The sequence below is a fragment of the Micromonospora sp. A202 genome, from assembly GCF_006715105.1.
GTDB classification, from domain to species: domain Bacteria; phylum Actinomycetota; class Actinomycetes; order Mycobacteriales; family Micromonosporaceae; genus Micromonospora; species Micromonospora zamorensis.
The window spans coordinates 3,330,943-3,344,530 of record NZ_VFMP01000001.1; the positions used below are offsets into that span (position 1 = coordinate 3,330,943).

15 protein-coding genes are annotated in these 13,588 nt (G+C 73.5%); all 15 read left to right on the forward strand.

Annotation, left to right across the window (positions count from 1 at the left end; all coding sequences use genetic code 11):
* Positions 1-9: 9 nt before the first annotated feature.
* The 15 genes from FBZ33_RS15565 to FBZ33_RS15635 all read left to right on the forward strand — a co-directional run bounded on the left by FBZ33_RS15565 (position 10) and on the right by FBZ33_RS15635 (position 13,582).
* Positions 10-798 (forward strand): DUF3153 domain-containing protein, encoded by a 789-nt coding sequence (locus FBZ33_RS15565; protein ID WP_141909603.1) that lies wholly within the window; start codon positions 10-12, stop codon positions 796-798.
* Between the two features lie 93 nt (positions 799-891).
* Complete coding sequence (locus tag FBZ33_RS15570; RefSeq protein ID WP_141909604.1) at positions 892-1,236, forward strand: hypothetical protein; 345 nt, start codon at positions 892-894, stop codon at positions 1,234-1,236.
* A gap of 10 nt (positions 1,237-1,246) precedes the next feature.
* Entirely contained in the window at positions 1,247-1,855 is a 609-nt protein-coding gene (locus tag FBZ33_RS15575) for a glycine zipper family protein (RefSeq protein ID WP_141909605.1), read from the forward strand.
* On the forward strand, positions 1,852-2,550 hold the full coding sequence (locus tag FBZ33_RS15580; RefSeq protein WP_141909606.1) for a carboxypeptidase regulatory-like domain-containing protein: 699 nt from the start codon (positions 1,852-1,854) through the stop codon (positions 2,548-2,550). Before FBZ33_RS15575 ends, FBZ33_RS15580 begins: the two co-directional genes overlap by 4 nt.
* A gap of 23 nt (positions 2,551-2,573) precedes the next feature.
* Positions 2,574-3,833 carry a phage tail sheath subtilisin-like domain-containing protein gene (locus FBZ33_RS15585; RefSeq protein ID WP_141909607.1) on the forward strand — a complete coding sequence of 420 codons (1,260 nt, stop codon included), beginning with the start codon at positions 2,574-2,576 and terminating at the stop codon, positions 3,831-3,833.
* A 1-nt stretch (position 3,834) separates the two neighbouring features.
* Positions 3,835-4,317, forward strand: a complete 483-nt coding sequence (locus tag FBZ33_RS15590) for a phage tail protein (protein WP_030327509.1) — start codon at positions 3,835-3,837, stop codon at positions 4,315-4,317.
* A complete protein-coding gene (locus FBZ33_RS15595) occupies positions 4,292-5,830 on the forward strand; it encodes a hypothetical protein (RefSeq protein WP_141909608.1) in 1,539 nt (512 codons plus the stop codon). The genes FBZ33_RS15590 and FBZ33_RS15595 overlap by 26 nt, the downstream gene beginning before the upstream one ends.
* Positions 5,830-6,711: a hypothetical protein gene (locus tag FBZ33_RS15600; protein ID WP_141909609.1), complete on the forward strand. Its 882-nt coding sequence runs from the start codon at positions 5,830-5,832 to the stop codon at positions 6,709-6,711. Before FBZ33_RS15595 ends, FBZ33_RS15600 begins: the two co-directional genes overlap by 1 nt.
* Positions 6,708-8,294, forward strand: a complete 1,587-nt coding sequence (locus tag FBZ33_RS15605) for a contractile injection system protein, VgrG/Pvc8 family (protein ID WP_141909610.1) — start codon at positions 6,708-6,710, stop codon at positions 8,292-8,294. The genes FBZ33_RS15600 and FBZ33_RS15605 overlap by 4 nt, the downstream gene beginning before the upstream one ends.
* A complete protein-coding gene (locus FBZ33_RS15610; RefSeq protein ID WP_141909611.1) occupies positions 8,294-8,632 on the forward strand; it encodes a hypothetical protein in 339 nt (112 codons plus the stop codon). The genes FBZ33_RS15605 and FBZ33_RS15610 overlap by 1 nt, the downstream gene beginning before the upstream one ends.
* Positions 8,629-9,063 carry a GPW/gp25 family protein gene (locus FBZ33_RS15615; RefSeq protein WP_088948415.1) on the forward strand — a complete coding sequence of 145 codons (435 nt, stop codon included), beginning with the start codon at positions 8,629-8,631 and terminating at the stop codon, positions 9,061-9,063. Before FBZ33_RS15610 ends, FBZ33_RS15615 begins: the two co-directional genes overlap by 4 nt.
* A complete protein-coding gene (locus FBZ33_RS15620) occupies positions 9,060-11,702 on the forward strand; it encodes a putative baseplate assembly protein (RefSeq protein ID WP_141909612.1) in 2,643 nt (880 codons plus the stop codon). The genes FBZ33_RS15615 and FBZ33_RS15620 overlap by 4 nt, the downstream gene beginning before the upstream one ends.
* The gene (locus FBZ33_RS15625) at positions 11,683-12,198 is read left to right on the forward strand and encodes a phage tail protein (RefSeq protein ID WP_088948417.1); all 516 of its coding nucleotides are present in this window, start codon (positions 11,683-11,685) and stop codon (positions 12,196-12,198) included. Before FBZ33_RS15620 ends, FBZ33_RS15625 begins: the two co-directional genes overlap by 20 nt.
* Positions 12,195-13,124, forward strand: coding sequence for a hypothetical protein (locus FBZ33_RS15630; protein ID WP_088948418.1), 930 nt, complete (start codon positions 12,195-12,197; stop codon positions 13,122-13,124). Before FBZ33_RS15625 ends, FBZ33_RS15630 begins: the two co-directional genes overlap by 4 nt.
* Positions 13,121-13,582, forward strand: coding sequence for a hypothetical protein (locus FBZ33_RS15635; RefSeq protein ID WP_141909613.1), 462 nt, complete (start codon positions 13,121-13,123; stop codon positions 13,580-13,582). The genes FBZ33_RS15630 and FBZ33_RS15635 overlap by 4 nt, the downstream gene beginning before the upstream one ends.
* The last annotated feature ends 6 nt before the right edge of the window (positions 13,583-13,588 follow it).

Below are 13,588 nucleotides of genomic sequence, written 5' to 3' on the forward strand. Positions count from 1 at the left end.
ACTGAGCCCATGAACAGGAGAGTCAACCGCGGTAAGGCACTCCGCGTCGCGGTGTGTCTCGTCCTTCTCGCCGCACTGAGCAGTTGTATGCAGCTCAACATGGGCCTCACCGTCAACGCCAACGACACTGTCGACGGGCAGCTGCTGCTGACGGCCGAGAAGTCCGTGCTGAGCGCCCGGAACAAGAACATCCCGGCCGCCTTCGCGGAGCTGCGGCAGAACATTCCGGCCCTGCCCGCCGGAGAGGAGACCGGGTACGAGGACAGCAAACTCTTCGGCTCCCAGATCAGTTATCGCAAGGCACCGCTGGCGGGTTTCGACACGGAGAGCGTGAAACTGGTCCGGGACGGCGACCTGTATCGCTTCACATTGCCGCTCGACCCGAAAAAATACGGCGGAATGGTCGCGCAGCAGAATCCGCAACAGCAGCAGGCCTTCCTCAAGCTCATGTCGTTCGAGATCTCGGTGACATTTCCCGGCCGGGTGATCGACAGCAATGGCACGGTGAACGGCCGGTCGGTCAGCTGGCGGGTCGACTCCAACCAGGACAAGCCGAGCGAGCTGCGGGCCGTCGCCGAGGCGCCACCCCGAACGTCCGCCTCGCCGGCCGCCGCCGGGGACGACGGCGGGTTCCCGTGGCTGCTGGTCGGCGGCGGCGCGCTCCTACTGCTGTTGCTCGCCGCGGTGGGCGTACTCCTGGTGCGCCGCCGTCAGGCCGCGACGCCCGCCGCGCCCGGTCCGACGCCGCCCGGTCCGACGTCGCCGGGCCCACCCGTCGGCGCCCCGGGGTCCGGCTGATCCACCTGGTGGCCGGCTCAGCCGGCCACCAGGAGCACCCAACCTCACCACCACCACATCCCGGTCGCACCATCGCAGAAAAGGGGGATCGCCGTGAACGATCTCTTCACCTGGGCAGCTCTGGGGACCATCGCCGGCGCGAGCGCCGCCACCCTGCTGGCCACCAACGTCATCGGCGGGCTGCTCGGCCCGAGCGGCGACAAGCTCCGCAAGTGGATCGCCATCGCCATCGCGCTGCTGCTGTCCTACCTGACAGCAGCATTCGCTGACGACGCCGGCGGCGAAAAGTGGGTCATCGCGTTCTTCAACGCCCTGGTCATCTTCTCCGCCGCGCTCGGCGTCAACCAGTTCCCGCCCGGCAACCGGCAGGCGACGCAGCCGTCGCCGACCCAGGTCGCACAGGGTCGTGAGCCCCGAGTCTTCCGTTCCTGGGTTTGAGGGTGACGTCATGGTCTTCGGAATCATCAGCGCGGCGGTCCAGGTCAGTCTTGGCGCCCTGTTCGGTTTCCTCGCCGGTGGCACGATCGGGCTGATGGTGGGCGCCGTCGTGGGCCTGCTGGTCGGCGCGGTCTTCGGCTGGGCGGTGGCCTCCGCCGGGGTGTACGCACCGGACGCGCGCGGCATCTTCCTCTTCGTCGTCGACCACACCTGGAGCCTGCTCAACACGGTCGTCGGCGCCATCTACCTGGCCGTACACCTGATCTTCGGGCACTCGCTGGACCGGCCCACCTCGCAGGGCAGCGGACGGGTCAGCGTGGTGGAGGGGGTCTCGCCCCGCTACGCCACCACCATCGGCACCGTCTGCGCCGGCTCCAGCTCCGGCATCCAGCGGCACGAGGACGTGCACATCTTCCAGGGTCGCCTGCTCGGGCCGCTTTACATCCCCCTCGTCCTGGCGAACTACGTGCTGTTCACCATCGCCCCGGTGTGGCTGCTCTACCACGACCACACCAACGCCCCGATCAACCGCTTCACCCGGTACTTCGAGATCGGCGTCTACCCGCACGTGTGGAATGAGGCCATCGCGTACCGGATCCAGGGGACGCCGCCGCGATGAACACTGACGGGCGCGGACCGATCGAGACGGCCACCGCCGAGCTGGTCGCCTGGGTGGCCAGCGCGGCGGGGGAACCGGTCCCGGTCGGCCCGCCCCGCACCGACGGCGACGCCGACGGGCTCACCCTCTGGCCGCTGGAGCTGCGCCCGGCCCGGCAGACCCGCTCCAGCGGCGCGGTCCGCGAGCCGTACCGGTTCACTGTCCGTTTCCTGCTCTGCGTGACCGGGCCGGCCGGGTTGCCCCGGCTGGACCGGGTGCTCACCGCCGCGACCAGTGACGGCAGTTATCCGGTCGTCCTGGAGGCCGGTGACCCACCACTGTGGACGGCGTTCGGTTCGGCACCGCGCCCGGCGCTGCTGATCGACGTACCCGCGCAGGTGGACCACCCGACCCCGGCCGCGCCGCCGGTGCTGCAACCGCTGCGTCTGCGGCAACTGGGGGTGCGTGCCCTCGCCGGCCGGGTGGTCGGTCCCGAGGACCAACCACTGGCGGCGATGCGGGTCGAGCTACCCGGCACCGGGTCCGCCACCCGTACCGACCCCGACGGCCGGTTCCTGATCGTCGGCGTCCCGCACGACCCCGAGCACCCGGCTCCGGTCCGACTCCGGCTGACCGGGCGGGGCCTCGTCCTCACCGCCGACGTCGACCCCACCGAGGCCGACATCGTCATCGTCTGCGCGCCACCGACCCACTGACACCCACCCGCACAGGAGGACCGATGCCCAGCTACTTCTCCCCCGGCATCTATGTCGAGGAGGTCCCGAGCGGCGCCCGACCGATCGGGCCGGCGAGCACCAGCATCGCCGCGTTCGTCGGCATCGCACCGGACCGCTCCGCCCACCTGGGCAAGGCGGTGCCGGTCAACAACTGGACGGAGTTCCTGCGGCTCTTCGCCAGCGGTGAGCGGGTGGAGAGCACCCCGCTGGCCCGGGCGGTCTTCGGCTTCCTGGACAACGGGGGCGCCCGCTGCTGGGTGGTCAACGTGGGTGAGGGCGGCGCGATCACCGGCAGCGGGCAACGCCGTGGCGGTCTGCAACTGCTGGAGGCCGTCGACGAGATCTCCATCATCGCGGCGCCCGGCTTCCACGACGTGGTGTCGCACGAGGCGCTGCTCAGCATGGCCGAGCGCACCCGCACCATGGTCGCGATCTGCGACCCGGCACCGGACATCGACGACATCTCCGCGTTGACAAGGGTGGCCACGCCGTCGTCGGGCAAACCCCCCAAGCCCGCCGAGGGTACGGGCGGCGGCTCGGGCGGTCCCGGTGGCGGCCCGGCCCAGCCGGGCGGCTCCGGTGGGCACGAGGGGGCGGCCTACCGGCCCCGGCAGTCCGAGTTCGGGGCCTTCTACTACCCCTGGCTGCGGGTCCGCGACCCGATCAGCGGCGAGTTGGAACTCACCCCGCCGAGCGGGCACCTGGCGGGCATCTGGGCCCGCACCGACGCCCTGCGCGGAGTGCACAAGGCACCGGCCAACGAACCCGTACGCGGCGCCGTCGACCTGGGCTACCTGGTCACCCGACCGGAACACGACGTGCTCAACCCCAAGGGCGTCAACGTGATCCGCTACTTCGCCGGTGAGGGCATCCGGGTCTGGGGTGCCCGTACGCTCGCCGCCGAGGCCAGCGAGTGGCGCTACCTCAACGTACGGCGACTCAGCATCGCCATCGAACAGGCCATCGCCAACGGCACCCGGTGGATGGTGTTCGAGCCCAACGACTTCACTCTCTGGCGCTCGATCCGGCGTGACATCGGGGCGTTCCTCACCCGGGTGTGGCGCGACGGCGCGCTGCTCGGGCGCAGCCCCGAGGAGGCGTTCTTCGTCAAGTGCGACGAGGAGACCAACCCGCCGGACGTCCGCGACGCCGGCATGGTGATCGCCCATATCGGCATCGCCGTCGTCAAGCCCGCCGAGTTCGTGGTGTTCAAGCTGAGCCAGTGGGCCGGCGGCACCGAGACCGAGACGATCGGAGGCTGACATGCCCACCACCGCCACCCCGCAGCCCGGCGCCCCGGTCGACCCGTACCGGGCGTACAACTTCCGGTTGCTCATCAACGGCGTCACCAACGGCCACTTCACCGAGATGACCGGGCTGGAGGTGAACATTCCCGGGCAGCCGTACCGGGAGCACGGCCTCGGCCGGATGCGGATGGTGCCCGGTCAGGCCGAGTACGAGCCGGTGACGCTGCACTTCGGCCTCACCGCCTCCCGCGAGCTGTGGGACTGGGTGAACGCCACAGCGCAGGGCACCCTCAACCGGCGCAACGTCTCGGTGGTGCTGCTCGACTCGGTCGGCACCGCCGAGGTGCTGCGCTGGAACCTGATCGACGCCTGGCCCACCCGGTGGCGTGGCGCGCACCTCAACACCCTCAGCCACGAGATCGCCATCGCCTCGTTGACCCTGCGCTACGAGGGCCTGGAGCTGGAGACCGGCGGTGCCACCGCGCCGACACCCGCGTAGCTGGCTGGCCGGCCGGCTGCGCTCGGCCGCCGGGGCGGTGCAGCGCCTCGCCGGCCGGGTCGAGCCCACCGGCCATCTCCCGCAACGGCCGCCCCCGGACGCGCCGACGGCCGCGCCACGCCGCTTCGGGGAACCCCCGCAGCACTGGCTGGACCTGGTCGCCGCTCACGCCCCCGGTCTGCTCCGCGACCTGGACCTCGACGCGTCCCCGAGCGACGGCGGGCAGATCCGGGGCCACGACGACCAGCAGGCCGGCCCGGCGACAGCTTCCGTGGCCCCGTCGGACGGGCCGATCCGGGGGGCGGACGAGCCGAGCCGGTGGGACACGACGGATCGACCCGGCACGCCGGCCGGGGAGGGCACCGGGCACTCCACCGGCACTGACGGATTCCGCGCCGGCGGCACCCGTGGCGGGTTCGGCGACACAGCCGGCACCAGCCGGACCGACGCGGTCACCCAGGCCGAGGCTCGGGCTGGTCGTGTCCTGTGGTCAACCGGTACGCCGGACACCTTCGGCGCACCGGGCGGCCCCGCCACGGCGGGCGGCGTCGAACCCGTGGGCGGCACCGGACGCGCAGGCATCCACGCAACGGTCGGTGACCTCGGAACGGCTGGCCGACACAACACCGCAGGCCAGCGCGGCACCGACGGCACGGCGACCGGCGTCGACGGCAGGGCAATCGGCGTCGGCGGCACGGCGACCGGAATCGGTGGCACAGCATCCGGCGTCGGCGGGCCGCGCACGGTGGACGGGGCCGGCAGGTCGGGCGGATCCAGGTCAGCGGGCGGGACCCGGCCGTCGGACGGCGCGCCTGACGGCCTGGCGAGCGGCAGCGCGATCCGCGGCGGCGGTGCGTTCGGCGGCGGCTCCGACGCCACGGAGACTCCCGGGGGACCCGGCGGGGGGACGCCCTTCGAGCCGTCGGATCGGCGCATGCCGGGCCGGGTGTGGGACGGTTGGCGCCTCGGCTCGCCGTTTCGACGAGGCCCGTCGGCCGGGTCGGCCAGACGGTTCGGACCAGCGCCACGGGGCGACACCCCGGCCGTAGGCGGAGACGGGCTGCCCCGAGCGAGCGACCGTCCCCTCGCCCCTGAGGAGTTCCTGGACGGTCTCGATCCCTCCGGCCCCGCCGCCGCCGACCACGCGGGACGCGGCGGGCTGGCCGCGGTCGAGGCAGCCAGCAACGGTCCGTGGCCGGCCCTACCCGGCGAACGGACGTGGCCCGAACAGCACGTCGGGCCGCACCCCGGACAGCACACCAGCCAGCACCGCGCCGGGCACCCGGGCGGATGGCGTGGCGGCGACGTCGGAACGGTCGGGGCCGGGAGCGGCGGGTCGACGCGCGATCCGGGTGGCGGAGGGTGGCCGGTGAGCAGTGCGTTCGGGCCGACGGCGCGGACCACCGACCCGTGGCCTGCGCTGCCCGACGACGGAACGTTGTGGACGGTGCCGGGTGACGCCCTGAACGCCGCCCAGCTCGGTCGGCTGGACCGGGAACAGGCGGGCGACTGATGGAACGCGTCGCCTTCCTGATCGACTCCTCCGGGGAACGGGTGGACTGCCTACTCAACCCGGAGACCGTGCAGGTGACCCGGCTCGCCGGCGTACGCCATCGGGGTGTCGCCGGCGGGCAGCTCACCGGGTCCGGGCTGGCCGACGACCCGCTGGTCTTCACCGGCGGGGGCCGCACCGAGCTGGTGCTCGACCTGCTCTTCGACGTCGACTTCGTCCAGGCGCAGGTCCGTCCCGCCGACGTGCGGGTGCTGACCCGTCCCCTGTGGATGCTGGCGGAGAACTCAACAACCGAGCACGGGTGGCTGCGACCGCCGTTGGTCCGCCTGGTCTGGGGCAAGACGTGGAACGTGCCCGGTGTGATCATCGCGGTGGCGGAGCGGTTCGACGCGTTCACCGGCACCGGGTCACCCCGACGCTCCTGGCTGCGGCTGAAGCTGGTCCGGGCCGCCGAGACGGCCGATCAGGCGGAGGCCGGCTTCGCCGAGGAGCTGGCAGCCGCGAGCACCCCGACCGCCGCACCGGGCGGCGCGGTGATCGCCGCCGGCGACGGTGCCGCCGAGCCGGGCCGTTCCGGCGTGCGCTTCGACCTGCTGGCCAACGACGCGCTCGGCTCGCCGCTGCGCTGGCGCCTGCTGGCCGAACACAACCGGATCACCGACCCGCTGTCGGTGCCGGCCGGAACCACGCTGGCCGTGCCACCACCCGGCGCGCCGACCGGTGGATCGGTGGTGGGTGGGGTGAGCGGCGCCGCGCGGGCACTGGCCGGCGCGGTGGGCGCCGGCGCGTCGTTCGTCGGCGCCTCGATCGCCACCGCGCCCGCCGCCTGGGGCCCTGCGGGCCCCACCGCCACCAGCACCAACCCGGGGGGTACGCCGTGACGGGCGTCGCGCCCCGGGCCTTGATCGTCGTGCTCGACGGCGTCGAGCTGGCCGGCGCGGCCCGTCAGCGGATCCGCTCGCTGCGGGTGGCCGCACGGCTCGACCAGCCCACCCAGGCCGAGCTGGTGCTCGCCACCAGCGCCGGGACCGGCGCGTTCGACCCGGCGGTCCGCCCTGGGACGACCCTCGACGTACGGCTGACCGATCACGCCGACGCCCTGTTCGGCGGAGAGGTGACCGCCGTGGAGGTCGAGTACGCCGCCGACGGCGCGGCGGTGCTGCGGCTGCGGGCGTACGACCCGCTGCACCGGTTGCGCAAGCGGCAGGGATTGCGGGTCTTCACCTCGGTGACCGCCGCCGAGCTGGCCCGGGAGCTGTGCGGCGACGTGGGGCTGGAGGTGACGGCCGAGGTCGACGGCCCACGGCTGGAGCGGCTGTTGCAGCACCGGCACAGCGATCTGGACCTGCTGCGCGAGGTGGCCGGTCGGGCCGGGCTGCACCTGGCCGCCGATGGTGACGGGGTGCGGCTGGTCACCCTCGCCGGTTACGGGGAGCCGGTCGCGTTGACCCTCGGCGCGGGCGTGCACACCCTGCGCCTGTCCACCAACGCCGACCAGGCCAGCGGTGCCAGCGTGGCCCTGGGCTGGCACCCGCAGCGGGCCGAGGTGATCAGCCAGCAGGCCGACGACGCGCGCTGCGGTCGACCCGCCGGCGACCGCCCGGACCCGGCCGACGTGGGTGCCGACGGGGTGCGCACCGCCGTCGACCAGCCCGGTCGCAGCGACGACGAGTTGGCGGCGCTGGCCCAGGCGCGACTGGACACCCGGGCGGCGGCGCTGGTCACTGCCGAGGGGGTGGCCGAGGGCGATCCAACGCTGCGGCCGGGCCGGCGGATCGCCCTGACCGGTGTGCCCGATCCGGTCGCCGGGGCGTACGTGCTGACCGAGGTGGTGCACACGGTGGACGGCAACGGGCACCTGACCCGGTTCTCCACAGTGCCGCCGGTCGCCCCACCGACCCCGGCCGGCGGCGCTGTGGTCACCCTGGGCACCGTCACCGACGTCGGTGACCCGGACGGGCTGGGCCGGGTCCGCCTGACCCTGCCGGCGTACGGGGACCTGGACGCCGGCTGGCTCGCCGTGCTCTGCCCCGGCGCGGGCCGGGGAAAGGGCCTGGTGGCGCTCCCCGACCCGGACGACACCGTGCTGGTGGTGCTGCCCGGAGGCGAGCCGGCCTCGGGCATCGTGCTGGGTTCGCTGTTCGGCGCCGTCGAGCCGTACGACGCGGGCATCGACGATGGCCGGGCGCGGCGCTGGACGCTACGCACCGCCGGCGGGCAGTCGATCGTCGTCGACGACGTGCAGCGCAGCCTGCGGCTGACCACCGAGGGCGGCAGCTATCTGGAACTGACTCCCGACCTGGCCACCCTGCACGCCGCGTCCGACCTGGTGATCTCCGCACCCGGTCGGGCCATGGTGGTGCGCGCCCGCAGCGTGGACTTCCTGCACGCCGAGTCGACCGAGGACCCGACGACCGCGGCGAGGCAGGCCCGTTCCCTCGCCCACCACGAAGGAGGCAGCTGATGCGCTGGATCCACAGTGACTCCGTGATCACCTGCGACCACGACGGCCGGGTCGAAAACCGGCCCTCGCAGCAGTGGGTGACAGTGACCGCCGTACCCGTGCTCGTGGACGACGACCCGGAGGGCCGCGACATCGTGGCCTGCCCCAACTACGGCCCGACGATCAAGCCGTGCGGCAAGACGGTGAACGTCCGCGTCGGCTACAGCGACTGGCTACGGGTCGACGGGCACCGGGTGGTGCTGTCACACCTGGAGGGGTTCACCGACGGCACGCCGCCGGGGCTGGTCCACCACACGGTGCGGGACCCGCGCCAGCGGTTCCTGGGGGCGGACCGATGAGGGCCTTCCGCTTCGTCGGCGCCGGCTTCGACGCCGGCCGGAGCGGCGGGTTGGCGCTCACCGCGGCCGGCGGCCTGGCGATGACCGAGGGCGACGAGAGCGTACGGCAGGCGTTGTTCCTGCTCCTGTCGACCACACCCGGCGAGCGGCTGATGCGACCCGGGTACGGCTCCCGGCTGCACCGGTTGGTCTTCGCGCCCAACGACGACACCACGGCCGGCCTGGCCATCCACTACGTCCGGCAGGCCATCGCCCGCTGGGAGCCGCGGGTCGAGGTGATCGACGTGGACGCCGGGCCGGATCCGGACGACGCGTGGCGGTTGGTGATCCGACTGGACTACCGGGTGCGGGCCAGCCTGACCCCCGGGCAGCTGGTGTTCTCCGTGGATCTGCTTCCGGTCGACGAACCCGCGCAGGGAGGACCCTCATGACGCTGCCCGTGCCGCACCTGGACGATCGCGGCTTTCTCGACCTGGTCACCGAGGCCCGGGAACGGATCCGGCAGTCCTGCCCGGAGTGGACCGACCTGTCGGCGCACGACCCCGGCATGGCGCTGGTGGAGGCGTTCGCGCACCTCACCGAGGTGATGATCTACCGGTTAAACCAGTTGCCGGAGAAGGCGTACGTCTCGTTTCTGAACCTGCTCGGGGTCTCCCGGCACGCGCCCACCGCGGCCTGGGCGGACGTCCGGTTCACCCGCAGCGGCACCGACCGCGGCGCGGTGCGGGTCCCGGCCGGTCTGCGGGTCGCGGCGGCCCGGGGTGCCGACCCCCGGCCGGTCGTGTTCGTCACCACCGAACCGGCGCTGCTGCCCGCCGACGAGGAGTCGGTGACGGTCCGGATGCACCACTGCGAGCCGGTCGAGGCGGAGCTGCTCGGCGTGGGCACCGGCCAGCCGGGTCAGGTGCTGCGGGCCGCCCACGCTCCATTGACGCACACCGCCGAGGCGCTGGACCTGCTGCTCGGTGTGGAGGTGCCGTCCGGCACTGTGGAGCTGGGCGCGGCGGCCCGCGAACACGATGGCCGCACGTTCGAGATCTGGCGACCGGTGGACAGCTTCGCCGGGCTCGGGCCGCAGTCCAAGGCGTACCTGGTGGACCGCTGCTCGGGGACCGTCACCTTCGCCCCGGCCCTCGACCTGCGACCCCCCGCCGCGCCCGGCCAGCTCCCGGCGAGCGGGGCGACGGCGGTGACAGTGGCGGCCGTGCCGCCGGCCGGGCGACAGATCCGACTCTGGTACCGCGCCGGTGGCGGGCCCACCGGCAACGTGGCGTCGGGCACCCTGACCAGCCTGCGCGATCCGCTACCCGGGGTACGCGTCGACAACCCCACGCCGGCAGCCGGCGGCCGGGAGATGGAGGCGCTGGAATCGGTGCTGCTGCGCGGCCCGTACGAGTTCTTCGCGCAGCAGCGGGCCGTCACCGCCCGCGATTTCGAGGTGCTCGCCACCAGCTCCGGCGCGGTGGCGAGGGCCCGGGCGTTCACCCGCGCGGCGGTGTACAGCTTCGCCCGGCCCGGCGAGGTCGAGGTGGTGCTGGTCCCGTACGTGCCGCCGACGGCCCGCCCCGGTGGCCGGCTGCCGGTGGCGGTGCTGCGCGAGCACGAGGTGCCCGAGGCGCGGCATCGGGTCGAGGCGGACCTGGAGGAACGCCGGATGGTCGGGATCCGGTCCCGGGCGACCTGGGCGCGCTTCAAGGCCGTGTCGGTACGGGCCCGGGTGGTGGTCCGGCGCGAGGAGGACGTGGACGCGGTCCGCAGCCGGATCCACGACCGGCTGCACCAGACGTTGAGCCCGCTGCCGACCGCGCTCAACCCGACCGGCTGGCCGTTCGGGGAGCCGCTGCGGGCGTCCAACGTCTACCGGCTGCTGGAGCACGCCGAGCCGGGCGTGCGCTACGTCGAGTCGGTGCGGTTCGTGGTCGACGAGGCGCCCGACGCGGAGGTCCGCGCCCTCGCCGTCGACCAGTACCAGCCCCGCACCTGGTACGCCGGTCGCGGCCCGGTGCTGTTCCGTTCCAGCAACGGCGGCGCGGGGTGGGAGCCGGCCGGCCGCTTCGACGGCGAGACGGTGCTGCGGGTGGCGCCCGCGCCCGCGCCGGTGCGGCCGGGCATCGTCGCGCGCCCCGGCTCGGTGGCCGTGGTGACGCTGCGCGCGTCCGGTGGCTCCCGGGTGCACCTGAGCACCGATCTGGGCGAGACCTGGTCGCTGCTCACCGACCTGGACTCGCGGATCTCCGACGTGGCCTGGCTGGACCGCGACGGCGCGGGCGCGCTGCTGGTGGCCACCGACACCGGCCTGTACGAGGTGTCGTTGCTGCCCGGTGCGGTGCCGTTGCAGATCCTGGTCGACCCGTCGGACGCCGACCGGGGGTTCTACGCGGTGCGCGCGTTCGTCTCGGAGCGCGGCGCGCCGGGTGTGGCGGTGGCGGCGCAGGCCAGTTTCGGGGTCTACCTGTCGACAGCGGGTGGCCGACCCGGCAGCTTTACCCACGTCGGCCTGTCCAACGTGGACAACCGGGTCCTCGCCGTGCAGTACGACGGTCCGGCGACCCTGCTGTGGAGCGGCGCCGGCGAGCCGGACCCGAAGAAGCCCGGCCAGGGCTGCCACCGCACCCGGCTGTTCGAGTCCGACGTGAAGTGGCAGAGCATGCAGGCCGGCTGGATCGGCGGCACCTGCCGGGACCTGGCGTTCGCCGGGCCACTGGCGGTGGCGGCCACGCAGAGCGGCGGGGTGCTGCGGTTGGACACCCTGGCCGCGCAGCCGCAGTGGCAGTCGGTGTCGGTCAACTGCGGGCTGCCGCTGCGCGACCGGACCCGCTTCGTACCCGTCGACGCCATCGCCGTGAGCGGCCCGACGGCCGGCGGCGCGGCCGGCGGGCCCGGTGCGGCGGAACGGCTGACCCTGGCCGGCGGCGAACGCGGCGTGTACCGCAGCGCCGGGGCCGTCGACTGGACGCCCAGCGCCAACCAGGCCACCGCCGACGTGGTGACCGTCCCGGATACCTGGCTGCTCTGCTCCGGCGAGCACGACATCGAGGTGGTGCGCCAGGATGCGACGCTCGGCGATTGAACGGCTGCTGCCCGCCGCCTACCAGCGGGCCTGTGTGCCCGGCAGCGTGCTCTGGACGCTGCTGGACGTGATGGAGGCGCTGCACGCCCCGGACGAGGCGATCCTCGCCGAGGTGGACGCCCTGTTCGACCCGTACCGGGCGCCGGACGGGCTGGTCGTGCGCCTGACGCGGTGGGTGGCGATGGACCACGTGGTTGCCTCGCCCCGGCCGGACACCCCCCTGCCGCTGCCCGTGGGTCGGCTCCGTGACCTGGTGGCCAACGCCGCTCTGCTGGCCCGGTGGCGCGGCACCCCGTACGGAATGCGCAGAGCCCTCGAACTGGCCACCGGGTTGCCGGGCTTCGCGATCGACGAACCCGACGAACAGCCCTTCCACGTCGTGGTGCGGGTGCCGGCGGCCGCCGCCGGCCAGCTCACCGTGATCACCCGCATCGTCGAGGCGGAGAAGCCCGCCTCGACCACCGTCGAGATCGTTCTCGAAGAGGAGTCGTCATGACCACCGAGTGGGCGGTCGTCGCCGCCGCCGAGCAGTTCACCCTCGACCCGCGCAACAGCGGCGAGCTGACATTCACCGTCTCCAACCCGGGCACCGCACCGGACACCGTGGTGTTCGACGTGGCCCCCGGCGACGGCTCCCAGCGGGCGTGGTTCACCGTCGCCGAGCCGCAGCGGGTGGTCCCCGGGCAGGGTTCGGTGTCGTTCCTGGTCAAGCTCGCCGTGCCCGCCGGCACCCCGCCCCGGCGCTACGACATGACCGGCTTCGCGTACTCGGCGAACACCGCTCCGGAGGAGAGCTCCCGCTCCAGCGGTCGGGTCACCTACGAGGTGCGGGCGGTCGCGCCGCCACGGCGTACCCCGTGGTTGTGGATCGCCGCGGCGGTCGCGTTGGTGCTGGTGGTGGTGACAGTGGGGGTCGTCCTGCTGACCCGTGACGGCGAGCCGGCCCCCGGCGAGCCGCGGGTGGTCACCGTCGAGGCGGAGAGCCTGGTGGACGCCGCGGTGCTCAAGTCGCCGCAGAACAGCAAGGCGGCAGTGGGTGCGCAGCCCAACTGCTGCGGGGTGACCTGGTCCGGCGACAAGCAGCTGTTCTTCACGGGGCTGGCGATCGGCGATCAGGTCACCGTGACGGTGCAGATCCCGGCCGACGGCACCTGGCGGTTCGCCACGGTGCGGACCACGGCCCCGGATTACGCCAACACCGTCTTCACCATCGACGGCAGCCAGGTCGGCGACACGTTCCTCGGCTTCACGCCGAAGGTGCAGAAGACGGAGTTCCTGGACGTGGGAACGATCCGGCTGGCCAGGGGGCCGCACCAGGTCACGCTGCTGGTGATTGGCAAGACACAGGGCACGAACTTCTACTTCGCCGGGGTGGACACGATCCGGTTCACCGAGGTCGTGGCGCAGGCCGTGACGCGATGAGCGGTCGGCAGAAGGCACTGCTGGGGCTGTTCGCCGTCCTGCTGGTGGCGTTGTTCGTGGTCGCGGTCGGCGCGGGCGGTGGCGACCGGGGTGACCCGGGCGCCCGGCACGGGTTGGTCGACCGGTTGGGTGTGCTGGGCGCCGAGCGTGCCTCGGTGGACCCGGCCACGGTCAGCGCCGACTGCCTTGCCGAGGTCGGCCGGCTGGTCTTCTCCGGCGGTTGCGTGCTGCGGGTCGCCGACCCCGGCGGGTTACGCACCCTGGTGCTGCGTAGCGCGGCGCGGTTCACGGTCGTCGCGCCCGCTCCGGGCGACGCCGACCTGACCATCCGCGACGAGGTGGAGCCGGCACCGGACGGCACCGGCGCGGTGGCGAAGGTCGCCGTGGACCAGGCCACCGAGGTCGGCGTGCGCTGTCCCGGCCTGGGTTCCTGCACGGTCGTCGTGGCCGCATCCTGACCGGCT